This window comes from Nonomuraea longispora, assembly GCF_004348345.1.
Lineage (GTDB): Bacteria > Actinomycetota > Actinomycetes > Streptosporangiales > Streptosporangiaceae > Nonomuraea > Nonomuraea longispora.
Window position 1 is genome coordinate 1 of sequence record NZ_SMJZ01000100.1, and the last position, 22,994, is coordinate 22,994.

23 protein-coding genes are annotated in these 22,994 nt (G+C 68.6%); 8 read left to right on the forward strand and 15 right to left on the reverse strand.

Annotated features, from left to right (window positions below; translation table 11 throughout):
* The first annotated feature begins 649 nt into the window (after positions 1-649).
* From E1267_RS24485 to E1267_RS24500, 4 genes are all read left to right on the forward strand, one after another.
* Positions 650-1,009, forward strand: a complete 360-nt coding sequence (locus tag E1267_RS24485) for a YraN family protein (protein WP_132335338.1) — start codon at positions 650-652, stop codon at positions 1,007-1,009.
* Positions 1,010-2,545 (forward strand): YifB family Mg chelatase-like AAA ATPase, encoded by a 1,536-nt coding sequence (locus tag E1267_RS24490; RefSeq protein WP_132335340.1) that lies wholly within the window; start codon positions 1,010-1,012, stop codon positions 2,543-2,545.
* Between the two features lie 399 nt (positions 2,546-2,944).
* Positions 2,945-4,276, forward strand: coding sequence for a DNA-processing protein DprA (gene dprA, locus E1267_RS24495; RefSeq protein ID WP_246064219.1), 1,332 nt, complete (start codon positions 2,945-2,947; stop codon positions 4,274-4,276).
* 441 nt (positions 4,277-4,717) lie between these two features.
* Positions 4,718-5,626, forward strand: coding sequence for a tyrosine recombinase XerC (locus E1267_RS24500; RefSeq protein WP_132335388.1), 909 nt, complete (start codon positions 4,718-4,720; stop codon positions 5,624-5,626).
* Positions 5,627-6,120: 494 nt separating this feature from the next.
* Here the strand turns inward: E1267_RS24500 and E1267_RS24505 are convergent, their stop codons facing one another.
* From E1267_RS24505 to E1267_RS24570, 14 genes are all read right to left on the reverse strand, one after another.
* Positions 6,121-6,444, reverse strand: coding sequence for a DUF2469 domain-containing protein (locus E1267_RS24505; protein WP_026215037.1), 324 nt, complete (start codon positions 6,442-6,444; stop codon positions 6,121-6,123).
* Positions 6,445-6,483: 39 nt separating this feature from the next.
* Positions 6,484-7,152: a ribonuclease HII gene (locus tag E1267_RS24510; protein ID WP_132335342.1), complete on the reverse strand. Its 669-nt coding sequence runs from the start codon at positions 7,150-7,152 to the stop codon at positions 6,484-6,486.
* 51 nt (positions 7,153-7,203) lie between these two features.
* Complete coding sequence (gene lepB / locus E1267_RS24515; protein WP_132335344.1) at positions 7,204-7,800, reverse strand: signal peptidase I; 597 nt, start codon at positions 7,798-7,800, stop codon at positions 7,204-7,206.
* Positions 7,800-8,657, reverse strand: coding sequence for a signal peptidase I (gene lepB, locus E1267_RS24520; protein WP_165959764.1), 858 nt, complete (start codon positions 8,655-8,657; stop codon positions 7,800-7,802). Before lepB (E1267_RS24520) ends, lepB (E1267_RS24515) begins: the two co-directional genes overlap by 1 nt.
* Positions 8,658-8,798: 141 nt before the next feature.
* Positions 8,799-9,161 carry a 50S ribosomal protein L19 gene (gene rplS, locus E1267_RS24525; protein ID WP_132335346.1) on the reverse strand — a complete coding sequence of 121 codons (363 nt, stop codon included), beginning with the start codon at positions 9,159-9,161 and terminating at the stop codon, positions 8,799-8,801.
* 137 nt (positions 9,162-9,298) lie between these two features.
* Positions 9,299-10,081: a tRNA (guanosine(37)-N1)-methyltransferase TrmD gene (trmD, locus tag E1267_RS24530; protein WP_132335348.1), complete on the reverse strand. Its 783-nt coding sequence runs from the start codon at positions 10,079-10,081 to the stop codon at positions 9,299-9,301.
* Positions 10,078-10,578 (reverse strand): ribosome maturation factor RimM, encoded by a 501-nt coding sequence (gene rimM / locus E1267_RS24535; protein WP_132335350.1) that lies wholly within the window; start codon positions 10,576-10,578, stop codon positions 10,078-10,080. Before rimM ends, trmD begins: the two co-directional genes overlap by 4 nt.
* A gap of 66 nt (positions 10,579-10,644) precedes the next feature.
* The gene (locus tag E1267_RS24540) at positions 10,645-10,890 is read right to left on the reverse strand and encodes an RNA-binding protein (RefSeq protein WP_132335352.1); all 246 of its coding nucleotides are present in this window, start codon (positions 10,888-10,890) and stop codon (positions 10,645-10,647) included.
* Position 10,891: 1 nt separating this feature from the next.
* Positions 10,892-11,335 carry a 30S ribosomal protein S16 gene (rpsP, locus tag E1267_RS24545; protein WP_132335354.1) on the reverse strand — a complete coding sequence of 148 codons (444 nt, stop codon included), beginning with the start codon at positions 11,333-11,335 and terminating at the stop codon, positions 10,892-10,894.
* 392 nt (positions 11,336-11,727) lie between these two features.
* On the reverse strand, positions 11,728-13,281 hold the full coding sequence (gene ffh / locus E1267_RS24550) for a signal recognition particle protein (protein ID WP_132335356.1): 1,554 nt from the start codon (positions 13,279-13,281) through the stop codon (positions 11,728-11,730).
* Positions 13,282-13,338: 57 nt separating this feature from the next.
* Positions 13,339-13,899, reverse strand: a complete 561-nt coding sequence (locus E1267_RS24555) for a GTP-binding protein (RefSeq protein WP_132335358.1) — start codon at positions 13,897-13,899, stop codon at positions 13,339-13,341.
* Between the two features lie 7 nt (positions 13,900-13,906).
* Entirely contained in the window at positions 13,907-14,230 is a 324-nt protein-coding gene (locus tag E1267_RS24560; RefSeq protein ID WP_132335392.1) for a DUF742 domain-containing protein, read from the reverse strand.
* A gap of 131 nt (positions 14,231-14,361) precedes the next feature.
* Positions 14,362-14,784, reverse strand: a complete 423-nt coding sequence (locus E1267_RS24565; protein WP_132335360.1) for a roadblock/LC7 domain-containing protein — start codon at positions 14,782-14,784, stop codon at positions 14,362-14,364.
* Positions 14,781-17,612: a sensor histidine kinase gene (locus E1267_RS24570; protein WP_132335362.1), complete on the reverse strand. Its 2,832-nt coding sequence runs from the start codon at positions 17,610-17,612 to the stop codon at positions 14,781-14,783. The genes E1267_RS24565 and E1267_RS24570 overlap by 4 nt, the downstream gene beginning before the upstream one ends.
* 576 nt (positions 17,613-18,188) lie before the next feature.
* Between E1267_RS24570 and E1267_RS24575 the strand changes: the two genes are divergently transcribed.
* The 4 genes from E1267_RS24575 to E1267_RS24590 are packed head-to-tail and all read left to right on the forward strand — an operon-like array spanning position 18,189 to position 22,135.
* The gene (locus E1267_RS24575; RefSeq protein WP_161714936.1) at positions 18,189-19,067 is read left to right on the forward strand and encodes an ABC transporter substrate-binding protein; all 879 of its coding nucleotides are present in this window, start codon (positions 18,189-18,191) and stop codon (positions 19,065-19,067) included.
* Positions 19,064-19,873, forward strand: coding sequence for an ABC transporter permease (locus E1267_RS24580; RefSeq protein ID WP_132335366.1), 810 nt, complete (start codon positions 19,064-19,066; stop codon positions 19,871-19,873). The genes E1267_RS24575 and E1267_RS24580 overlap by 4 nt, the downstream gene beginning before the upstream one ends.
* A complete protein-coding gene (locus tag E1267_RS24585) occupies positions 19,870-20,646 on the forward strand; it encodes an ABC transporter permease (RefSeq protein WP_246064221.1) in 777 nt (258 codons plus the stop codon). The genes E1267_RS24580 and E1267_RS24585 overlap by 4 nt, the downstream gene beginning before the upstream one ends.
* Positions 20,647-20,686: 40 nt before the next feature.
* The gene (locus E1267_RS24590) at positions 20,687-22,135 is read left to right on the forward strand and encodes a dihydroorotase (protein ID WP_132335368.1); all 1,449 of its coding nucleotides are present in this window, start codon (positions 20,687-20,689) and stop codon (positions 22,133-22,135) included.
* Positions 22,136-22,145: 10 nt separating this feature from the next.
* Here E1267_RS24590 and E1267_RS24595 read toward each other — a convergent pair whose 3' ends face one another.
* Positions 22,146-22,955, reverse strand: coding sequence for a class I SAM-dependent methyltransferase (locus E1267_RS24595; RefSeq protein WP_132335370.1), 810 nt, complete (start codon positions 22,953-22,955; stop codon positions 22,146-22,148).
* Between the last annotated feature and the right edge of the window lie 39 nt (positions 22,956-22,994).

The following is a 22,994-nucleotide window of genomic DNA, read 5'->3' on the forward strand; positions in this document are numbered from 1 at the left end:
CCCCACGCCCCCACCGTTGTCCGACCCAGCCATCGCTGCTCAACCGCAGGCGAATGCGACCGCCATCCCCCTGTCGACAGCCTCCCCCGCACCCGGTCCGCCAGGCCCCGCAGTTCGATGGAGCGCGGCACCCGTACCAGCGGCTCTCGCGGCATGGTGGACCACAACGCCCGCACCACCAACACGTACAGCACGACGGACCACCGCGCCCAATCCACCAGCGGCGCCCCCGAGATCCACCGGCGTTCTCATCGCACGGCCGGTTCACGAGGCACGGCCATCCAACCGACCCGCGCTCTTCCTGACGCTCTCGGCTCCGCCCGTCCCCGCCGCGAGCGCGATCGCCCTGAGCGCGCTGCTGGGAGCGTTCCTTCTCCTCAGCCTGGTCACGACCGTACGTCGGCGCCTGCGCTCCCGGCCCCCCTCTCACCGGCACATCGCGCCACAAGGCCGACACCGTAAACGGCACCGCAGGAGGGGCGACCGCGACCGCCGTCCGCGCCACAGCTGACCAGGTACGTCCGCCAACGGCACGCCGGTTATCCACAACCTCGCGGTAACAACTCCCGCCATCCCCAGAACCCCGTTCGGCCGGCCTCGCCCCGCCTCGAATCCACGAGAGTCGGCGGCAACCAGACGGAGGTGGCACATGCCCGCGAACAACAGACTCGACCTCGGCAGGCAAGGCGAGCAGCTAGCCGTGACCTACCTGGAGGCACAGGGAATGAAGGTGATCGAGCGCAACTGGCGCTGCCGTCATGGCGAGATCGACGTCATCGCCGAAGAAGGCCCCAGTTTGATCGTGGTCGAGGTCAAGACGCGGTCCGGCACGTCACACGGCACGGCTCTGGAGGGCGTGAGCAGGGCAAAGCTGGCCCGGCTCAACATGCTGGCGGCCAAGTGGCTGGCCACGCAGCAACGCACCTTCGACTCCGTGCGCGTGGACGTGATCGCCCTTGAACGCTTCGCCGGCGATTTCGCACTGCGCCACGTGCGGGGGGCGATCTAAATGGCCGTGGCCCGCACCCGCAGCGTGGCCGTCGTCGGCGTCACCGGCCGCACCGTGGAGGTCGAGGCCGACGTGGGCAACGGATTGGCGGGCATTCACCTCATCGGCCTCCCCGACACCGCGCTCAGCGAGGCCCGCGACCGGGTCAGGTCCGCTGTGGTCAACAGCAGCTACCCATGGCCCGACGCCCGCATCATCGTCAGCCTGTTTCCTGCCAGCCTGCCCAAGCGGGGGTCGCAGTTCGACTTGGCCATAGCCGTGGCGATTCTGGGCGCGGCGGGAGTGATCCCCGCCGAGCGCATCGCGGAGCCGTTCTTCCTGGGTGAGCTGGGCCTCGACGGCCGCATCAGACCCGTGCGCGGTGTCCTCCCCTCGGTGCTCGGTGCCGCCAGTCACGGTGGCGCCACGGTCGTCGTACCCTCCGCCAACGCGGCCGAGGCGGCTCTGGTGCCCGATGTGAAGGTCGTCCCCATGGCCGGCCTGCGGCAGCTGGTCGAGTGGCTGCGCACGGGGGACGACCCGCCGCAGCCCCGGGTCGACGACCGCGGGGAGGCACGCAGGTCCACCATCGACCCCGCGGTCGACCTGTCTGACGTCGTAGGCCAGCCGGTGGCCCGCCGAGCCCTCGAAGTGTGCGCGGCAGGCGGCCACAACCTGTGGATGCTCGGCCCTCCCGGCACCGGCAAGACCCTGCTGGCCGAACGCCTCCCCACCCTCCTGCCGGATCTGGAGCTCGATCACGCCCTGGAGGTCACCGCCATCCATTCCGTCGCGGGGGTGCTGCCGCCCGACTTCCCCATGATGGGCAGGCCACCGTTCGTCGCCCCGCACCACACGGCGACGTCCGCCGCGATCATCGGCGGCGGCAGCGCGGTCGTGCGTCCGGGTGCGGTCTCGCTTGCCCACAGGGGCCTGCTGTTCATGGACGAGGCTCCCGAGTTTCCCCGTCACGTTCTTGACGCCCTGCGGCAGCCGCTGGAGTCCGGCCGGGTGACGGTGTCCAGATCGGCGGGCTCGGTCACGTTCCCTGCCCGCTTCATGCTCGTCCTGGCCGCCAATCCCTGCCCCTGCGCCCAGGCCGACGACACGAGCGAGGCGTGCAAATGTTCGCCCACGACCAGACGCCGCTACCTCGGCAGGCTCTCGGGCCCGCTCCTTGACCGCATAGACATGAAGGTCACGGTCGCCCGCTCGACCAGGCGCGAACTGCTGGCCGACCGGCAGTTCGTGGAGACCAGCAAGACCGTGGCCGAACGCGTGCTGATGGCCCGCGACCGAGCCGCCAAACGTCTGGCCGGCACCCCCTGGCGCACCAACGCCGAGATTCCCTCCTCAATCCTGCATGCCGACCACCGCCCAGGTGAGGCGGCCATGCGGCCCATGACGTCCGGCCTCGACTCCGGCATCCTCACCGCCCGGGGCCTCGACCGCGTGGTGCGGGTCGCCTGGACCCTCGCCGACCTGGCGGGCAAGGACCGCCCGGAGGAGGACGAGACCACGGCCGCCCTCAGCTTCTGGCTGGGAGTCACGTCATGACGCAACCGTTCCGCGCACCAGACCCCGTGTCACCGCCTCATGGCCCTCTCCGGCTGCGAAGCCCGTTCCGGAGAGGCCCTCCGGCGAGATCGCCAGGGTCGGTTCCCTGCCTCCCGCATGCGCCCCGGCCCCTTGTTTCAGCCGTGCACCAGTCCTGCCCGTTCCCGAGACCCCTTTGGCCCGTCCATGTCCGTTCCCCTTCACGAAAGCACTACCAGCAGCCCCATGCCGTCCGCTCCCGCGACCGCGTCGCCCCCGGCCTCCGCAGCCGATACAGACACCCAGCCCACCCCATCCACCGTTCCGTCGCCGACGTCCCCACCCGAGCCGGCCGCCTCGCTCGCGCCCACCCATCGAACCGTGCGCACTCTTCCGTCCACCACGGAGGCCTCAGCTTCCGTGATCTCTGGGCGGGCCGCGGTCACCATGACCCCACCATCGGGGCAGGTGCGGGAGGAGACGAACGAACTGGTGGCCAGGGCCGCTCTCATGCGCGCCGCCGACGTGGGCGACCCCGTCATGGGTCGCCTCGTCGCCCAGTACGGCGCCTCGGAGGCGGCGGCAGCGATCCGTGCACGCGCCTTGCCTCCCGAGTTCGCCGCGCGCGAGGCCCGGCACGAGCGCCCGCCCGACCTGACCGGCCGGCTGGACGCCTGGTACGCCCGGCTGGCGGCCGCCGAACCCGCGGCCGACCTGGAAGCAGGTGAGAAGGCTGGAGCGAGGCTGATCGTCCCCGGCAGTCCGGAATGGCCGACCCAGCTGGACCAACTGGGGGCCAGCCGTCCTCTCGGGCTGTGGCTGCACGGCACGGCCGACCTCCGCTTCGCGTGCCTGAAGTCCGTCGCGGTGGTCGGCGCCCGTGCCGCCACGTCCTACGGTTCGCACATCGCGGCCCAGTTCGGTGTCGGGCTCAGCGAGTCCGGCTGGACGGTCGTGTCAGGTGGCGCGTACGGCGTGGACGGGGCGGCGCACAAAGGAGCTCTGGCGGCCGATTCGCCCACGGTGGCCGTCCTGGCGTGCGGCGTGGACGTCTGCTATCCGAGCAGCCACGGCACCCTGTTCGCGGCCGTGAGGGAGCAGGGCGTCGTGATCAGCGAATGCCCACCGGGCGTCCATCCCACCCGGGCACGCTTTCTCGTCAGAAACCGCCTGATCGCCGCCCTGTCGAGGGGCACCGTGGTGGTGGAGGCGGCGTTGCGCAGCGGCGCGCTCAACACGGCCGCGCATGCGCTGTCCCTCAACAGGCACCTGGCGGCGGTGCCTGGCCCCATCACGTCAAGCCAGTCGGCCGGCTGCCACCGGCTGCTTCGGGAGCGCAAAGCAGTCTGCGTGACCACGCCTGAAGAGATGATCGACCTGGTCGGCGTGATAGGCGACGACCTGGCCCCGCAGAGCCGAGTCCCCGCCGTCCCCAGGGACAGACTGAGCGAATCCACCAAGAGGGTGCTGGACGCCATTCCCGCCCGAGGCGGCTCGGGACCCGCCTCGATCGCGGTGGCTGCGGGGGTGGGCCTGGATACGGCCTTGAGCGCGCTGGGCGGCCTGGCAGCCGCGGGCTACATCGAACGCGCCGCGAACGGCTGGCGCCTGCGCAAGTCGGCGACCAGCTATCGCAAGGGTCCCGAAGCGGCCGCCCTGCAACCCCCGCTCACCGCGGAGGCCGCCGACCAGACAGACGACCCACCGTTCCCTGACGACTCGCCGATCGTCGCGGAGGGGCTGGACCCCTGACAGTTGGCGGTGGCCGGACGCGCACCGTGTGGCCCTGCGCACCGGCATGGACATGGTGACGGCCATCGCGTGATCCTTGGAGGGCCTGCATCAAGACCGGAGGAGAGCACCGCGATGGCCGCGCACAACAGTCTGTCGTGCGCCCGCCGAAAGGCGAAGAGAACCGCGCACCAGTGACTCCTACTTTTTGCCGACATAGTTGAAAATCATGACAACCGCTTGTTGCGTCGCCGCTCACCACACGTGACATCGTCGACGCGCGGGCACGGTCGGAGAGGGAAAGCACATCACGAGGGGTGCAGCAGCGGAACGACGACCACGACGTACGCCGGCGAAGGACGGGCAGCCGGCCATAGGCGACAGGGCCGGCACCATGGCCGGCGGAAACGATGGCGACACAACACCATGGCCGACACCGACGATGATGGGGACGTGGAAGACATGGTTCGTGAGGATGGTGCCGCGGCTGTGACGAGGGACGAGGTGCTGGCCGAGTTCGGCCGGCACCTGCGGCTGGAGCGCGATCTCTCACCACACACGGTCCGTGCCTACCTGACCGACGTCACCTCTCTGCTCGATCACTTGGGCGGGGAACTCGACGCTCTGGACATCGGAGCTCTCAGGGAGTGGCTGGCCTACCAGCATGAGGAGGGAAAGGCCAGATCCACGCTGGCACGCCGGACCGCCTGCGCCCGCACCTTCACCGCCTACTGCCATCGCCGCGGCTGGCTGCCCACAGATCCGGGACTGCTGCTGGGCACCGCCAAGACGGCCCGCTCGCTGCCATCCGTACTCGACCAGGAGCAGGCGCAGGCCGCGATGGAGGTCCCTGCCGCCGCGGAGCCGAAGGAACTGCGCGACCAGGCGTTGCTGGAGCTCTTGTACGCCACGGGCGTGCGGGTGAGCGAGTTGTGCGCCCTGGACGTCGACGACGTCGACCGTGACCGGCACGTCCTCAGGGTTCTCGGTAAGGGACGCAAGGAGCGTTCGGTGCCGTTCGGGCTGCCCGCGTTGCGGGCCCTGGACAGGTGGTGCATTCACGGGCGTCCGCTGTGGACCCGGGCGAGATCGGGGCCCGCGCTGTTCCTCGGGGTCCGTGGCGGCCGCATCGACGCGGGGACCGTCCGGCGGGTGGTACACGCGCGGCTGGCACAGGTCGAAGGAGCGCCCGACATGGGGCCGCACGGTCTCCGGCACACCGCGGCGACACACCTGCTGGAGGGCGGGGCGGACCTGCGCAGCGTCCAGGAGTTGCTCGGGCACGCGTCGCTGAACACCACGCAGATCTACACCCACGTCTCCATCGATCGTCTGCGCGCGGCCTACCGCCAGGCCCATCCCAGGGCCTGAGCGGCGAAACATCACGGCCGACGCCACTCCGGCGCCCGCACCGCCTCGGCACGGCACCGGCAACCGCCCCACAACGTTCAAGCCCCACGTCAAACATTCAGGCCCCACGTCCCCGCGTCGTTCCACCGCATCAGCGCCGCGCCGACACAACGAAAGAAGCCAGCGGGATCACTCCGAGTCATTGACATAGGCCACAGCCCGAGGACACGCCAACTCGGTACGGGGATCGTCCGTTCCCTGAAGCTCGTCCAAGAGCCCGTCCTCCGTGGGATCCGACCCTGCAGCCCGTTCTCGTGAGGTCGTGCCCTGGAGCCCGTCCCCAGAAGCACCCACCCCGGGGCCGTCCCTCTGAACCGTCCGGGAAGCCCATTCCCAGGAATCCTTCGGTGGCCCGTCTCCAGGGAGGCCAGCCCTGGAAAGGGTGTTGAGGGCCACGTCGGCGCTCAAGCGCGGCATGCCACAGGTGTGGCCCTCTCAGCGCCCTGGTCGCGCCGTCACCCCGAGAAGCCCTCCTTGGGCATCTCCAGGTCGGCCTTCGCCAGTTCTTCGACGTTCACGTCCTTGAACGTGACGACCCGTACGTTCTTCACGAACCGGGCGGGCCGGTACATGTCCCACACCCAAGCGTCCTGCATCTTCACGTCGAAGAAGACGTCGCCGTTCTCCGCAGTGCGGACATCGAGATCGACTGAGTTGGTCAGATAGAACCGCCGCTCAGTCTCCACCACGTATGTGAACAAACCGACGACATCGCGGTATTCGCGGTAAAGCTGCAGCTCCATCTCGGTTTCGTACTTTTCGAGATCCTCTGCGCTCATCGCGGTCCTCCTGTCGTACCGGTCCCCCGGTTTGCCTGGTCAGGCAACCCCGGCCCCCATTTCATTCTCACCCATCCCCCTCGCCACCGTGACGAAGGAGTAACGGTGATCAGGACACGGACCATGCGTTTCCAGCGCCAGCCGGTGTCCTGGTGTGACATACCCCTTGTGCTCGGCGAAGCCGTACTGCGGGAAGCGCTCGTCCAGCGCGACCATCAGGCGATCCCTCGTCACCTTGGCCACGATCGACGCGGCCGCCACGCATGCGGCCACCTGGTCCCCCTTCCACACGGCTAGTGACGGCGCGGGCAACCCGGGCACCGGGAAGCCGTCCGTCAGGATGTACTCAGGGTCACAGGACAACTGTGCGACAGCGCGCCGCATTCCCGAAACGTTGCATTTGTGAAGACCTTTGGCGTCGATCTCCCCGGGCGGAATGGTCACGACGCCCACGTGGGCGACCCGCGCGATCGCGTCGTAGAGGCGTTCGCGCACCGCCGGAGCGAGCAGTTTCGAGTCGCTCAGGCCGTCGACCGGCTTGCGCAGGATGACGGCCGCGACCACGAGCGGTCCCGCGCACGCGCCACGGCCGGCCTCGTCGACACCCGCGATGGGGGTGAGGCCGCGGCGGGCGAGCGCACGTTCATAGGCGTAGAGTCCGGAATCTCGCCGGACGACGCTGGGTCGAGGGCGGAACGCAACTGTCATGACAGAGGCAGCGTACGCCTCATTCGCCGCAAACCGCGACCGAAAGCTTATCTACTTGACCTTGTCGAAAGCCTCGGGCTGGGAGAAGAGATAGCCCCGCGACAGCGGCCAGTAGCGCACCACGGCCTTGCCGATCACCGCGTCTTCCGAGATGAAGCCGCCACCCGGCTCCCGCATGTGCGCCCGGGAGTCGGCCGAGGCGCTGCGGTGGTCGCCCATCAGCCAGAGCTTGCCGGCCGGCACCTTGACGTCGAACTTATCGCCGGAAGCGTAATCGTCGGGGTAGAGGTAGGAGGACTCGTCGAGCGGCTTGCCGTTGATGGTGATGCGCTTGTCGGCGTCGCAGCACTTGACGTGGTCGCCGCCGACCCCGATGACGCGCTTGATGGTGTCTTCGCCGTTCCAGCCCTTGAACACCACGATGTCGCCGCGCTCCGGCTTGCCCGAGAGCTTGTTGACGAAGATGCGGTCGTCGAGCTGCAGGGTGTTCTCCATCGACACCGACGGGATGTAGAACGACCCGACCACGAAGGTCTGCAGCAGCAGCGCGATGCCGACGCCCAGGACGAGCAGCAACACCGTCTCGCGGAAGCTGCCCTTCTTTTTCTTCTCTTTACCCACACCCTCCGCCTTCTTGGTGACGGCCATCAGCGCTTCCTCCGCAGCCGGCGCCGGACCAGGACCAAGGGTACGGCCAGCCCGAACCCGGCGACCAGCGGTACGGACCCGCCGAGCGCCTGGAGCGCGGGTTGGGCGAACGTGTCGGGGATGTCTATCGAGGATGCGCGGTCGAACGGCCATACGATCACGAACGCACGTCCGATGACCTGACTCACCGGGATGGACCCGCCGCCCGCGTCGCCGGTGTGGGCGCGTGAGTCGAGTGACACCGAACGATGGTCGCCCATCACCCACAGCCGGTCGGGCGGAACGGTGACGTCGAAGAACTTGTCAGAGGGCACGTTGCCCGGATAGAGGTAGCTCTCCTCGTCGATCGGCGTGCCGTTCACGGTGATGCGGCCCTTGGAGTCGCAACACTTGACGTGGTCGCCGCCGACGCCGATGACCCGCTTGATGTAGTCCTTCTCGCCGGGGATGACGCCGAACGCCGTGCCGACCCAGCGGAAGAACGCCGCGACAGGATTGGACGGCTCCTCCATCTGGAACTCGCCGTCCCAGGAGTCGACGCCCGAGAAGACCACCACGTCGCCGCGCTCGATGTCGCGGGTGTGGTAGACGAGCTTGTTGACGAGAACCCGATCGTTGGTCAGCAGGGTGTTTTCCATCGACTCTGACGGAATGTAGAAGGCCTGGACCACAAAGGTTTTGATGATCAGGGCCAGCACCAGGGCGACAACGACAAGAACAGGAAGCTCTTTCCAGAACGACCCCTTCTTCTCTTTATTTCCGCCCTTGGCCGGCTTCTGAGTCTCTTCGGCGACCACGTCCACCTCGTCCTCGACAGGGCGGCGCACAGCGCCGTGCTCCTGGCTCTCGCTAGTCATCGCTGACGAGCCTAGATGATGTCCCGGCTCGACAAGCCTGGACCGACGTTACACCCACGCACGAGTCGCTCCACATAAAGGAAACGGCCCCGTAAAGCCGAAAGGTCCGCGCCATGGCGCGGACCTCGGAAAGAACGAAGGTTACTTCGCGGGAGTCGTCTCACGCTTCTCGCGGATGCGGGCGGCCTTACCGCGCAGGTCACGCATGTAGTAAAGCTTCGCGCGGCGCACGTCACCGCGGGAGACGAGCACGATCTTCTCGATGACGGGGCTGTGCACGGGGAAGGTGCGCTCGACGCCGACGCCGTAGCTGACCTTGCGAACGGTGAAGGTCTCGCGGGCGCCGCTGCCCTGCCTGCGCAGCACGAAGCCCTTGAAGACCTGGATGCGGGAGCGGCTGCCTTCGACGACGCGTACGTGAACCTCGAGCGTGTCACCGGGGCGGAAATCCGGCACATCGCTGCGCAGGGTCGCCTTCTCGAGCTCCTGGATCTTCGTGTGCATGAGAGCTGTCCTCAAGTCCTCGTGAGCACGCGGAGGTCCACCCGGCCATGGCTCGTGGCGGACACGCCTGCTGATGTGATGAAACCCAGGACCGTTTCCCGGGCATGACAGACCAACCACAACAGGTTGGCAGCGATTCAGTTTGCCATATCTTCCGGCTCGACGCGAAACGACAGCTCCTCGAGCAGTTTCCTGTCGTGCTTGTCAAGCGTCTCGGGGTCGAGCTCCGCCGCGAGTTCGGGCCGGTTTCGTACGGTACGACGCAGCGCCTCGTCCCGCCGCCATCTAGCGATTTTTCCGTGATGTCCGGACAGCAGCACGTCAGGCACCTCGCGCCCCCGCCAGACGGGAGGCTTCGTGTAGACGGGGCCCTCGACGAGGTTGCGCATGGACCCGGGGGCGAAGGAGTCGTCGACGGCCGACTGGGCGTTGCCCAGCACCCCCGGCAGCAGCCTGCCGACGGCCTCCACCATGACCAGCACGGCCACCTCACCGCCGGCCAGCACGTAGTCGCCGATGCAGACCTCGTCGACCCGCAGCCGCCCGGCATATTCCTCCACGACGCGCGTATCGATCCCCTCATAACGCCCGCACGCGAACAACAGCCACGGCTCTCCCGCCAGCTCCTGCGCCAGCTCCTGGGTGAACGGCCGCCCACTCGGGGTCGGCACGACCATCCGGGGCGCCCCGTCGCCGATCACGGAGTCGATGGCCTCGCCCCACACCTCGGGTTTCATGACCATGCCCGGCCCTCCGCCGTAGGGGGTGTCGTCCACGGTCTTGTGCACGTCGTGTGCCCAGTCACGGAGCTGGTGCACGCGTACGTCGATCGTGCCGCGCTCGCGCGCCTTGCCGATCAAAGAGACGTCGAGCGGCGCGAAGTATTCGGGAAAGATCGAGATGATGTCGATCCGCGTCACAACAGGCCCTCCGGCGGATCGACGACCAGCCGCCCGGCCTCCACATCGACCACGGGCACAAGAGCCTTCACGAACGGGATCAGCGCGTCGTCGGCCTCTTTCCGGCGTACGACCAGGAGGTCCTGGCCGTGGTGGAGCACATCGGTGACCTCACCCACGGGCTCACCGGACGCGGTCTCGACTGCCAGGCCGATGAGCTGGTGGTCGTGGAACTCGTCGGGGTCGTCGAGCGGCGCCACCTCGGCGGAGTCGATGACCAGCATCGTGTTGCGCAGGTCCTCGGCCGCGTCACGGCCGGAGATCCCGGCGAACGACACCAGCAGCAGACCCTTGTGCCAGCGGCGGCCTTCCACGACGAGCGGCCCCCTGCCTGGGGGGTCGGTGGCGATCGACGTGCCTGGGGCGAAGCGCAGCTCGGGATCGTCGGTGCGCACCTCCACGGTCACCTCACCGCGTACGCCGTGCGGACGGCCTATCCGGCCGACGACCAGCTGCACGTGAACCGCCCTTTCTCAACGCGAGCGCCCCCATCGGAGGACCGATGAGGGCGCACAAACCTGACGCTAACGGACTACTTCGTGCAGATCGAGCAGATCGACTCGCACGTACTTCCCGTCGGCCAGGGCGTTCACGACCGTGCGCAGCGCCTTGGCGGTGCGCCCGCCGCGTCCGATGACCTTCCCCAGGTCCTCGGGGTGCACCCGGACCTCCAGGACGCGCCCGCTGCGGATGCGGCGTGCGCGAACCCGGACATCGTCTGGATGTTCGACGATGCCCTTGACGAGGTGCTCGAGAGCCTCCTCGAGCACGTCAGGCCTCGCCCTCGGCCTGGGTCTCGGCGGGGGCCTCGGCCTCTTCCTTCTTCTTGGCCCTCTTCGGCGGCGTGGTGGCGGCCGTGCCGGTGTCGCCACCGGACAGCGCCTCCTTGGCCGCGGCCTCGTAAAGGGCGTGGCGGTCAGGCGCGGGCTCAGCGACCTTGAGAGGCTCGGGGGCGGGCTCACCCTTGAACTTCTGCCAGTCACCGGTGAGCTTGAGGAGCTTGAGCACCGGCTCGGTCGGCTGCGCGCCGACACCCAGCCAGTAGGCCGCACGCTCAGCGTTGATCACGATGCGCGAAGGGTTTTCCTTCGGGTGGTAAAGGCCGATCTCCTCGATCGCCCGGCCGTCACGCTTGGTGCGGCTGTCGGCGACGACGATGCGGTATTGAGCGTTGCGGATCATGCCGAGCCGCTTGAGCTTGATCTTGACTGCCACGGGTGTGGTCTCTCCTGCATTCGCATGTGGGTGAACGGCGCCTCGCCGAGTGGGGCACGACGGAACGACGCTCCAGGGACAGGCGTGTCCGGCGGGAGGTGAGAGGGCACCCGCCTGGTCACGGTGTTCCAACATGTCATTGTGCCAGATCGACGACACTGCCCACGACCGTAGGCGGCACGTCGCCGCAAAGGGTCGGCAAGCTCCCGTCCTCCCTTCCGTTACGACCGCATCGGTCCGGATACGCCCCACCCCGCGCACCCTGTTTCAAGCTCTCCGTCACCGAGGGCGCGGGCCGGGGACGACCGGGGGCGCGGTGGCCGGGACGGCCGGAGGTCGGGTGGTGTGCCCGCCGGGCGCCCGGATGAGGTGGACGCCGGCGGGGGGTGCGGTTATTTCTGGCCGGGGAGGCGGAGCTTGGAGGGGTCGAAGCCGGGCGGCAACTCCACCCCCGGCGGCAGTTTGCCGCCGAGATTGCCCAGCGCTCCCCCGCCCTGCTTGGGCTCGGCGGGCGTGTCGGCGGCGGGTTTGCCGAGGGCGGCCTTGCGCGGGTCGCCGCTGACGCGCCGCCCCTTCTTGCCCTTCTTCGACTTGCCGCCCTTGCCACGGCCGCCGCTCCCGCCCGGCATGCCGGGGATGCCCATGCCGCCGGCCATCCGCTTCATCATCTTCTGGGCCTCGAAGAAGCGGGTGACGAGGTTGTTGACGGCGCTGACGGTGACGCCGGAACCGGCGGCGATGCGGGCACGGCGAGAGCCGTTGATGATTTTGGGGTCCTGGCGCTCGCCCGGGGTCATCGAGCGGATGATGGCCGCGATGCGGTCGAGGTCGCGGTCGTCGATGGAGTTGATCTGGTCGCGCATCTGCCCCATGCCGGGCATCATGCCGAGCAGGTTCTTGATCGGCCCCATCTTCTGGACCATCTGCATCTGCTCGAGGAAGTCTTCGAGCGTGAAGTTCTCGCCCGAGGTGAGCTTGCCCGCCATCTTGGCGGCCTGCTCCTCGTCGAACGTTTTCTGGGCCTGCTCGATCAGGGTGAGGATGTCACCCATGTCGAGGATGCGGGAGGCCATCCGGTCGGGGTGGAAGGCGTCGAAGTCTTCCAGTTTCTCGCCCGTGGAGGCGAACATGATGGGCCGGCCGGTGATGTGCCTGACCGACAGCGCCGCGCCACCGCGGGCGTCGCCGTCGAGCTTGGTCAGCACGACGCCGTCGAAGCCGACGCCCTCCATGAAGGCCTGCGCCGTCGTGACGGCGTCCTGGCCGATCATGGCGTCGACGACGAACAGGACCTCGTCGGGTGAGACCGCGTCGCGGATGTCGGCGGCCTGGCGCATCATCTCCTGGTCGATGCCGAGCCGGCCCGCGGTGTCGATGATGACGATGTCGTGCTGCAGGCGCCTGGCCTCGTCGATGGAGCCGCGGGCGACGCCGATCGGGTCGCCGACGCCGTTGCCCGGCTCGGGCGCGTAGACGGCGACCTCGGCGCGCTCGCCCACGACCTCGAGCTGCTGGACGGCGTTGGGCCGCTGGAGGTCGGCGGCGACCAGCATGGGCGCGTGCCCCTGCTCGCGCAGCCATCGGGCCAGCTTGCCCGCCAGTGTGGTCTTGCCCGCGCCCTGGAGGCCGGCGAGCATGATGATGGTCGGCGGCGTCTTGGCGAAGCGGAGCCTGCGGGTCTCACCGCCGAGGATCCCGATCAGCTCGTCATTGACGATCTTGACGACCTGCTGCGCCGGGTTCAGCGCCTGGGAGACCTCTGCGCCGCGGGCGCGCTCTTTGACCTGGGCGACGAACGCCTTGACCACAGGAAGGGCGACGTCGGCCTCGAGCAGCGCGATGCGAATCTCACGGGTGGTGGCGTCGATGTCGGCATCGGACAGCCGCCCCTTGGATCGGAGGGAGGAGAAGACCGATGTCAACCGGTCGGATAGCGTCTCGAACACGTGGTTGGCCAGTCCTCGAAGCGAAGGTACGTCTAAGCGTCCAGCCTAGCCGCTCTGCTAGCCGCTCCAGCCGGGCACGGCCATCCGAACCGTGAGGGCGTGTTCGACCAGGTTGATCAGCGCGCTCTTGACGGAGTCCTTCGACCTGGCGTCGAGGCGCACCATCGGGATGTGCGGGGCCAGGGTCAGAGCGTCGCGGACCTCGGCGTCGCTGTGGGCGTACTGGCCGTCCCAGCCGTTCACTCCCACGATGAACGGCAGCTGGGCCTCCTCGAAGTAGTCGATGGCGGGGAAGCTGTCGGCCAGACGGCGGGTGTCGACCAGCACCACGGCGCCGATGGCACCGCGCACGAGGTCGTCCCACATGAACCAGAACCGGTGCTGCCCGGGCGTGCCGAACAGATAGAGGATCAGGTCACGATCGAGGGAGACCCGGCCGAAGTCCATCGCCACGGTCGTCGTCGACTTCAACGGCGTCATGCCCAGATCGTCGATGCCCTTGGAGGCGTCCGTCATGACGGCCTCCGTGGTCAACGGCATGATCTCCGACACCGCGCCGACGAACGTCGTCTTGCCCACCCCGAAGCCCCCGGCGACAACGATCTTCGTCGAGGTCAAACCGGGACTAGAGCCTGCGAAGTCCACTGAGCACCCTTTCCAGCAGGTTGACGTCCGGCCTACCCTCATCCAGCTGCGGCTGATGCACCCGTACCAGGCCCTCGGCCGCCATGTCGGCGATCAGCACACGCACCACGCCGAGCGGGATCCGCAGCAGGGCCGACACCTCGGCCACGGATCTGACCTGGAGGCACAGTTGGCTGATCGCTTTGTACTCGGGCGTGATGTGCGAGAACTCCCGGTGCTCGGCCGTGGCCGAGGACACGAGGGCCTCCATCGCCAGCTTGACCCTGGGCGCGGTACGCCCGCCCGTGACGGCGTAGGGCCGCACCGGCGAGGCGGGGTCGGAGCTAGCGGGCTGCGGAGGAGGCGGGGGCTCCCAGCTGCCGCTGTTGTGGGAGTCCCAACCGCCGCTGTGGGGATTCCAGCCGCCGCTGTTCCATCGGGGGTCTGTCACCTACATCACCTGGTCTGGCTGGCGCGCAACTCCGCACGCACAGCCGGAGTCAGCACCTGACCGGCGCGATCAACCATCAGCGTCATCTGGTACGCCACCAACCCCATGTCACAATCCGGAGCCGCCAGCACAGCCAGACACGAACCATCACTGACCGACATGATCAGCATCAACCCACGCTGCATCTCCACGATCGTCTGATTGACCGCACCCCCCTCGAACACCCGCGCCGCACCCTGCGTCAAACTCACCAGGCCCGACGCGATGGCCGCCAGCTGATCCGCCCGATCAGCGGGAAACCCCGACGACGCCGCCAGCGGTAATCCGTCTGACGAGACGACCACCGCGTGCGCGACCCCGGGGACAGAGCTGACGAAGTCGGTGATTAACCAATCCACCCCGCGCGCCGACTGGCTCAGGTCACTCATGACCGCTCATCCCTGCTTTCAACACTCCTGGGGCCGGAGGGATACGTCCTGCCCTCGCTGATGTCATCACGTGCCGCCCGGAACCCCTGCTGGAAGCTGGAGAGCCGGCTGCGCACCCGGTCCGGCGAGACCGCCGGCATCGGTGCGACGCCCTTCGGCGCGGAGACGGTGTCGGCGGAGCCGGGCACCAGGTTGGCCTTGGGCACCCGCTTGGGCAGCCCTGCGGCCGTCGCGCCGTCACGTACGGGCTCGACGACGGCTTCGGCGGCGCTCCAGCCGGCGTCGGCCTTGGCGGAGCCCCAGGTGGCTCCGCTGTCCGGACCGTGTTCGAACCAGGCCGACTCGACAGAGGCGAAGATCGGCAGATATTCGTCCCCGGCCGAGGCGGGCTTGACGACGGGAATCGGGCCCGTCGCGGCGGACTCGGTCTCGGGGAAGTCGTACCTTCCAGCGTCGGGGTCGGGTCTGCCGGCGTTCGCCCGGTCGGCGGTGGGCCGCTGGGGCAGCGGGTTGCTGTTGCTCATCCAGTTGCCGGGCGGGCTCGCGGGATTGCGCGAGGGGACCCAGACGTCGGCGGTGTCGTAGCCGCCGCCGTTGTTGCGCGGGTCGGACGACCAGCCGGAGTCCATGCTCCCCCGGGGGGAGAAGGAGGAGGGCTGCGAGGAGAACGAGGGCTGCGACGGGAAGGAAGGCTCGGAGGGGAACGACGGGTGCCCGGGGCCCGGCTGGTAGCCTCCGCCCGATCCCCACTGAGGAACGGGCGGCTGCGCCGCCGGCTGACGGGCGCCGAAGCCCTCGTCGTACGACCTTTCCTGCTGTCCCATGCCGTTGTTCGCGGACGCCGGACCGTAGGAGGGGGCCTGGGTGCCGAGGAGCGACTCCGGCATGAGGACCATGGCGGTGAGACCGCCCGAGCCGTGGGGGCGCAGTTGCACCCGGATGCCGTGGCGGTGCGCCAGGCGGGCGACCACGAACAGGCCCATGCGCCGCGACACCGACACGTCCACGGTGGGAGCGTCCATGAGGCGTTCGTTGGCCTGGGCGAGCTCGTCGGCGGTCATGCCGATGCCGGAGTCGGTGATCGACAGCATCACGCCGCCGCCGTCGATCCTGCTGCCCGACACCGTCACCCGCGTCTCACGCGGCGAGAACGACAGGGCGTTCTCCACCAGCTCCGCGATCAGGTGAATGACGTCGTTGACCGCCTGACCGGCCACCGACACACCATCGGGAACCTGCAGCACGACCCGCTCGTAGTTCTCCACCTCGGACAGGGAGGCGCGCGCCACGTCGACCAGCTTGACGGGTTTGCTCCAGCGGCGCGGCGGGTCCTGACCCGCCAGCACCAGCAGGTTCTCACTGTTACGCCGCATACGCGTGGCCAGGTGGTCCAGCTTGAACAGGTTCCCGAGCCGCTGCTCGTCCTGCTCACCCTGCTCCAGACCGTCGATCAACGTGATCTGCCGCTCCACCAGCGTCTGACTACGCCGCGACAGGTTCACGAACATCGCGTTCACATTGCTGCGCAGCCGCGCCTCCTCACCCGCCAGCCGCACCGCCTCACGATGCACCTCGTCGAACGCCCGCGCGACTTCACCGATCTCGTCGTTGGAGGCGACACCGATCGGGCTCACGGGTCCGATCGAGCCTTCACCGCTCTCGCGGAGTTTCTGGACGGTCTCCGGCAGGCGGCGGCCGGCGATGAACAGCGCTTCCCTGCGGAGCCTGCGCAGGGGGCCGCTCAGCGAGCGGGCCATGAAGACGGTGACCAGCAGGACGAGGAGGAGCAGGGCGGCGATGGCGCCACCGACGATCACGGCGTTCTGCTGCTCCGCGCCTTCCAGGGTGCGGCTGCGCAGCACGATGGAGTCGGCGGTCTGCTGCTCGACGGAGCGCATCCCGTCGATGGTCTCGCTGATGGCGTCGAACCAGGCCTTGCCGTCGCGGGCCAGGCCGAGCCTGCGGTCGCGCAGGGGCAGGCCGTCGTCCTGGAGAAGCAGGGACCGGGCCAGCAGGACCTCGGCGCGGTCGACGGCCCGGCCGCTGACGGTGTCGTCGTAGGCCTGGCGGAGCTGGAGGGAGACCTGCGACTTGAAGGTGGCGAGCTCGCTGTTCCGCTGGGCGCGGGCGGCGATGAAGGCGTCGAGCTCGGTCTTGCCGAACTCGCCGCGGGCCAGGGCGGCGACGAGCAGCGCGCGCTGGGTGGAGACGTACTGCTTGGCTCTGGCGAGGGCGGCGAAGCCGGACACGCTGGCCGACAGCTCCTTGTCCACCGCGCCCTGGTCGATCTTGTCGTTGAGCGAGAGGAAGTCGGAAATGGTGCGGTCGTAGAGCTCGATGACGGAGTTCACGTCGAGCTGTGAGGAGACCGCGGTCTCACGCGAGGTGGCGAGCTCGTTGAAGCGGTTGCTGATGCGCAGGGCGTCGGGAGCCGCGGAGTTGTCCGTGTTCACGAGGGCCTCGACGCCCGGCTTGACCTCGGTGACGAGTTTGTCGACGTTCTCGTACTGGGCCGCGACGTCCTCGGGCACCTTTTCCACGCCTCGGCGGCCGCCGGCGACGTAGCGGGCGGTGAGGTCACGTTCCCGCTCGACCTCGTGGGCGAGGGCGGTCAGCCGGCTGGCGAGCACGGCCACTTCGTTGACCTGGGCGTACTCACCGGCGGTGGCGATCGAGGTGGTGACGCGCAGACCGCCGAACACGAGCGCGGCGAGGGTGGGGATGACGACCAGGACCAGCAGTTTCGAGCGCACTCGCCAGTTGCGCAGGGAGAAGCGGGAACCCGCCCGGCGGTTGACGACCGCGTCCGCACCGTCCGGCTCGGACATTTCTGGCCCACGGGGGCCTTGTCGGGGGGCTTGTTCTGTTAAGCCCTGTTCGCCGCCCGTAGGGGGGACCACAGTCTTCACTTGCCTCCGCAACCTCTCCTCGGATGGCCTGGTGCACGTAGTTCACGTCTTTTACGCATGTTTGCAGTGTGACGCTGACGCACCCTTGGGGCGAGAGCTAATTGGAGCACATCTACCTGAGATCGGCCAATACCGCAAAGATCACAAGCGACACACGGCTCAGTATTTTACGCAATTCACCACACCTGCCCCACGTGTCCCATGTCAAGGACTCCAGATTTCCTAGCAAACGGACAAATCAACACAAATGCCCATATATATGGATATATCTTGTTAATTTCCGGTGTTCCAGGTGACCCGGTAACCGCAGCCTGCGCTAAGGTGCCACCGTCGTTGAACACCCCCGTTCGCACTCACCCCCCGGTTCAAAGGAGACCCGCAATGCGGTTCGGTGCATTAGGGCGTACTGCCCTGGTTGGGCTTGTGGCCACCCTCGTCGTCACTGGGTGCTCCGGTTCTGACGACACGGCCGAGGGCTCAGGCGCCGACGCCGGTATGAAGACCGACCTGCTGATCGGCCAATATCCCGGCGCGGACTCGGCGCCGCTGTTCATCGCCATGGAACGAGGCTTCTTCAAGGAAGAGGGCCTCACCGTCAAGCAGGAGCCCATCCAGGCTCCGCAGCAGGTCTTGGGCAAGCTTTCGAACGGCGCCATGGACGTCGTTCTCGGTAGCTACGCCACCATCCTGACGATCCAGGAACAGGGCACCGAGAAGTTCAAGTACATCGCCGACTCCTACCAAGGAGCGCAGGGCGCCTTCGGCATCATGGTGAAGAAGGACTCCCCCATCGAGAAAGTCGCCGACCTCAAGGGCAAGAAGGTCGGCGTCAACGCCCTCGCGGGTCTGGGCACCCTCACCATGAACCCGCACTTCAAGGTCGCCGGCCTCGACCCCGAGAAGGACATCAAGTACGTCGAGGTCCCGACGACCAACTGGCTCTCCTCGCTCGACAAGGGCGACGTGGACGCCGTCTGGATGACCGACCCGTACGTCAGCGAGGCGAAGAAGGAGCTCGGCGCCACCATGCTGGTGGACACGATGTCGGGCCCGACCGAGAGCCTGCCGATCACCGGATGGGCCGCCACGGAGAAGTGGGTCGCCGACAACCCCAAGACGCTGGCGGCGTTCCAGCGGGCCATGGCCAAGGCGCAGCAGATCGCGGCCACCGACCGTAGCGCGGTGACGAAGGTCCTGCCGACCTTCACCAAGATCCCGGCAGAGACCGCCGCCACGATCAACCTGGGCGCCTACCCGACCTCGCTGAGCGCGGAGCGCATCCAGCGGGTGGCGGACCTGATGCTCGACTCGGGCATGTTGAAGAAGGAGATGGACGTCAAGTCCCTGATCTACACGGCTCCCACCCAGGGATGACGGCTACCGTCACACCGGCGCGGCGCGAGCGGGCCCCGCTCGCCCGCGCCCGGCTGGTCAAATTCGCCCGCCACGCCGCAGGCGTGGTGGGCTTTCTGCTGCTGTGGCAGGTCCTCGGCATGTCGGGCGCCGTCAAGTGGCTGCCGCCGGCCGTGGACACGCTGGCCAGGACCGTCGACCTCGCCGTCGACCCGGAGTTCCTCGACCACGTGCTGGGCACACTCACCGCCGCGGTCATCGGGCTGCCGCTCGCCGTCCTGGTCGCGGTCCCGATCGGCCTGGTGCTGGGAACGATCCCGGTGATCGAGGAGATGACCCGGGTGTTCGTCGAGTTCCTGCGGCCCATCCCCTCGGTGGCGCTGATCCCGCTGGCGCTGTTCTTCTTCCCTTCGGAGCTCAACGCCAAGGTCGCGCTCATCGTCTTCGCCGCGTCCTGGCCCATCCTGATCAACACCATGTACGCCATGCGCGACGTCGACCCGGTGAGCAAGGAGACGCTGCGCACCTTCGGGTTCGGCGCCGGAGCCGTGTTGTGGCGGGTGTCCCTGCCGAGCGCGGCCCCCTTCATCGCGACAGGGGTGCGGCTCGCCGCGTCCATCACGCTCATCCTGGCGATCAGCGTGGAGTACATCGTGGGCGGCTCGACCGGCATCGGCAGCTTCCTCATCCAGGCGAGCACGGGCATCGGCGCCGACGCCATGATCGACGTCCTGGCCGCCCTGCTGTGGGCGGGTTTCCTCGGGCTCGTCGTCAACATCGTGCTCGTACGGGCCGAGCGACGTCTGTTCAGGTGGCGAACGACATGATGCTCACCTTGCTCAAGCGGCTGTGGCTGGTCCCCGTCGTCCTCGGCGGCTGGGAGTTGCTGGCCCGCAGCCTCGACATCGCGTACCTGCCGGAGCCGTCACTGATCGTGATCCGCATGTACGACATGTGGCTGTCCGGGCCCTACATCCTCACCGAGGAGGCCGTCGAGAACTTCGTGCCCAGCCTCGTCAGGGTGACGGGGGCGTGGGCCGTCGCGGTGGTCGTGGGCGTGACTCTCGGCGTCGCGCTGGGCAGGGCCGCCTGGCTGGCCGACTTCGTGCAGCCGCTGGTCGAGTTCGCCCGCGCGGTGCCTCCGCCGGTCATGCTCCCGCTCTTCCTCGTGCTGTTCACGATGGGCACCCAGGTGCAGGTGGCGACCATCGTCTTCGGCATCATCTGGCCGATCCTGCTCAACTCGATCGACGGCGCCCGCAGCGTCGACCGGCTGAAGGTCGAGACCGCCACCGTGTTCGGCGTGCCGGCCTCGCTACGGATTTTCCGCATCATCCTGCCCTCCGCGGCCCCGAAGATCTTCGCGGGGCTGCGCCTGAGCGTCTCGCTGGCGCTGATCCTCATGGTCATCAGCGAGCTGAAGGGCAGCACGGAGGGGATCGGCTACCTGCTCAACCTCGCCAACAACAGTGCCGACATGCCGGCCATCTGGGCGGGCGTCCTGGTGCTCGGCGTGCTGGGCTTCGTACTGAACTCCCTGTTCCTCATGGTGGAGCGGCGCGTGCTGGCGTGGCACCGCGACGCCCACCGCATCGCTTGATCGCTTGATCGCTCAATCGCTTTAGGAGAGAAACTCCCCCGTGACCGAGCTGTTGCTGAAGAACGTGAAGGTCGTCACCCACGAGCACGACGAGCCCGTGGCGGCGGACATCGCCGTCGAGGACGGCCGCGTCGTACGCGTGGAGCCGGGGCTGAGCGGCGCCGGCGAGGTGATCGACGGCGGCGGCAAGCTGGCCTTCCCCGGCGTCGTGGACGCCCACCAGCACTGGGGCATCTACAACCCGCTGCCCGAGGACACCGGGTCGGAGAGCCGGGCGAGCGCGCAGGGCGGCGTGACCACCGCGCTGACGTACATGCGGACCGGCCAGTACTATCTGAACAAGGGCGGACCCTACGCCGAGTTCTTCCCCGAGGTGCTCCGGCAGGCCGAGGGCCGGGCCTACGTCGACTACGGCTTCCACCTGGCGCCCATGTCGCGCGGGCACATCGACGAACTGCCCGACCTGGTCGAGCGGTTCGGGGTGCCGTCGTTCAAGATCTTCATGTTCTACGGCGGGCACGGGCTGCACGGACGCTCCGACGACCAGCGGGCCTTCCTCATGCTGCCGGAGGGCGAGCGTTACGACTACGCGCACTTCGAGTTCGTCATGCGCGGCGTGCAGGCGGCCAGGGAACGCCTGCCGGAGCTGGCCGGCGAGATCTCGTTGTCGCTGCACTGCGAGACGGCCGAGATCATGACGGCGTACACGAAGCTGGTGGAGGAGGCGGGAGACCTCCGCGGGCTGGCCGCCTACAGCGCCTCGCGCCCCCAGCACTCCGAAGGGCTGGCCGTCTTCGTCGCCTCCTACCTCGCCCACGAGACAGGGCTGGCCAACGTCAACCTGCTGCACCTGTCGTCCCGCAAGGCGCTGGACGCGGCCGTCCGCATGGCGGCGACGTTCCCGCACATCGACTTCCGCCGCGAGGTCACGATCGGTCACCTGCTGGCCGACGTCGACACGGCCAGCGGCCTCGGCGCCAAGGTCAACCCGCCGATCAGGCCGCGGGAGGACGTCGAGGCGCTGTGGGAGTACGTGCTCGACGGCACCGTGGACTGGGTGGTCAGCGACCACGCCTGCTGCCGCGACGAGCTCAAGTTCGGCGACCCGCGCGACGACGTGTTCGTGGCCAAGGCCGGGTTCGGCGGGGCGGAATACCTGCTGCCCGGCCTGATCACCGAGGGCCGCCGCAGAGGTCTGCCGTACGGCCGGATCGCCGCGCTGACCTCCTGGAACCCCGCCAAGAGGTACGGTCTGCGCACCAAGGGCACGATCGCCCCCGGTTTCGACGCCGACATCTGCCTGGTCGACCCCGAGAGCACGTGGACCGTGCGCGCCCAGGACTCGGAGTCGACGCAGGAGTACACGCCGTTCGAGGGCTTCGAGCTGACCGCCAAGGTGACGGACACGTTCGTGCGCGGCAACCACGTGCTGGACGCCGGCAAGGTCGTGGGCCGTCCGGTGGGACGCTACGTTCCCCGGCCCGCCTGAGGCCTCCGCCTCACGCGCGCGTGCCCGTGGCGTAGCGCACGGTGCGGGCCAGCAGGAAACCTTCCTGCGGCAACGCCGCCTCCAGCGCGGCCCTGGCTTCGGGGCGCAGGGCCTCGGGGATGCTCTCCAGCGAGGCCCTGCGGGCGGCCGACCAGAGCCAGTCCCACACCTGCCCGGCCCCGACGGCCACCTCGAACACCACGTCCGCGCATTCGACGTCGGTCAGCCCGCCCTGCTCGAACAGCGCGGTCAGCTCCCCCTGCCCGCCCAGGGTGTGGTGGAACGGCGCGCTGCCCGCGCCCGAGGTGTAGGGGGCCAGCGCCCTCTCCACCAGCGCGAACAGCTCGGCCTCCGCGGCGCTCGACCGGACCAGCAGGCTGGCCGCCAGCCGCCCGCCCGGCCGCAGCAGCCCGGCCATGGACCGCACGGCGGCGGGCGGGTCGGGAAGGAAGTAGAGCATCATCCCGGCCAGCACGATGTCGAACCGCTCGCCCGGCAGCAGTTCCTCCGCGTGCTCCGCGTCGCCGAGCACGACGGCCGTCTGGGTGAGGCCGTGGCGCTCCACCTCGGCGGTCGCGGCGGCCACCATTCCGGGCGCGAGGTCGAGCCCGACGACCCGGCCGGTGAGGCCGACGGCGTGGGCGGCGGGCAGGAGCGAGGCGCCGGTGCCGCAGCCGGCGTCCAGCACGTGGTCGCCGGGGCCGGGGGCGGCGCGGCGTACGAGCTCGGCGGCGACGGGCGCGAAGAACGGCACGCCGACGCGCTCGTAGCTGCCGGACGCGCGGTCGAAAACGCCGGCCATGTAGTCCTTGGCATTCATCAGCTTCCTCGCAATCAGCAGGCACGCGGCCCGGGGGAC

What these genes read in the sequence shown, in the direction of transcription:
- E1267_RS24490 (WP_132335340.1), top strand. Translation starts at nt 1,010, where the DNA reads ATGGCCGTGGCCCGCACCCGCAGCGTGGCCGTCGTCGGCGTCACCGGC.
- lepB (WP_165959764.1), bottom strand. Translation starts at nt 8,657, where the DNA reads ATGACTAGCGAGAGCCAGGAGCACGGCGCTGTGCGCCGCCCTGTCGAG.
- E1267_RS24510 (WP_132335342.1), bottom strand. Translation starts at nt 7,152, where the DNA reads ATGACAGTTGCGTTCCGCCCTCGACCCAGCGTCGTCCGGCGAGATTCC.
- E1267_RS24485 (WP_132335338.1), top strand. Translation starts at nt 650, where the DNA reads ATGCCCGCGAACAACAGACTCGACCTCGGCAGGCAAGGCGAGCAGCTA.
- lepB (WP_132335344.1), bottom strand. Translation starts at nt 7,800, where the DNA reads ATGGCCGTCACCAAGAAGGCGGAGGGTGTGGGTAAAGAGAAGAAAAAG.
- E1267_RS24585 (WP_246064221.1), top strand. Translation starts at nt 19,870, where the DNA reads ATGATGCTCACCTTGCTCAAGCGGCTGTGGCTGGTCCCCGTCGTCCTC.
- E1267_RS24575 (WP_161714936.1), top strand. Translation starts at nt 18,189, where the DNA reads ATGAAGACCGACCTGCTGATCGGCCAATATCCCGGCGCGGACTCGGCG.
- E1267_RS24570 (WP_132335362.1), bottom strand. Translation starts at nt 17,612, where the DNA reads ATGTCCGAGCCGGACGGTGCGGACGCGGTCGTCAACCGCCGGGCGGGT.
- E1267_RS24595 (WP_132335370.1), bottom strand. Translation starts at nt 22,955, where the DNA reads ATGAATGCCAAGGACTACATGGCCGGCGTTTTCGACCGCGCGTCCGGC.
- rplS (WP_132335346.1), bottom strand. Translation starts at nt 9,161, where the DNA reads ATGCACACGAAGATCCAGGAGCTCGAGAAGGCGACCCTGCGCAGCGAT.
- E1267_RS24505 (WP_026215037.1), bottom strand. Translation starts at nt 6,444, where the DNA reads ATGAGCGCAGAGGATCTCGAAAAGTACGAAACCGAGATGGAGCTGCAG.
- E1267_RS24500 (WP_132335388.1), top strand. Translation starts at nt 4,718, where the DNA reads ATGGTTCGTGAGGATGGTGCCGCGGCTGTGACGAGGGACGAGGTGCTG.
- E1267_RS24565 (WP_132335360.1), bottom strand. Translation starts at nt 14,784, where the DNA reads ATGAGTGACCTGAGCCAGTCGGCGCGCGGGGTGGATTGGTTAATCACC.
- E1267_RS24580 (WP_132335366.1), top strand. Translation starts at nt 19,064, where the DNA reads ATGACGGCTACCGTCACACCGGCGCGGCGCGAGCGGGCCCCGCTCGCC.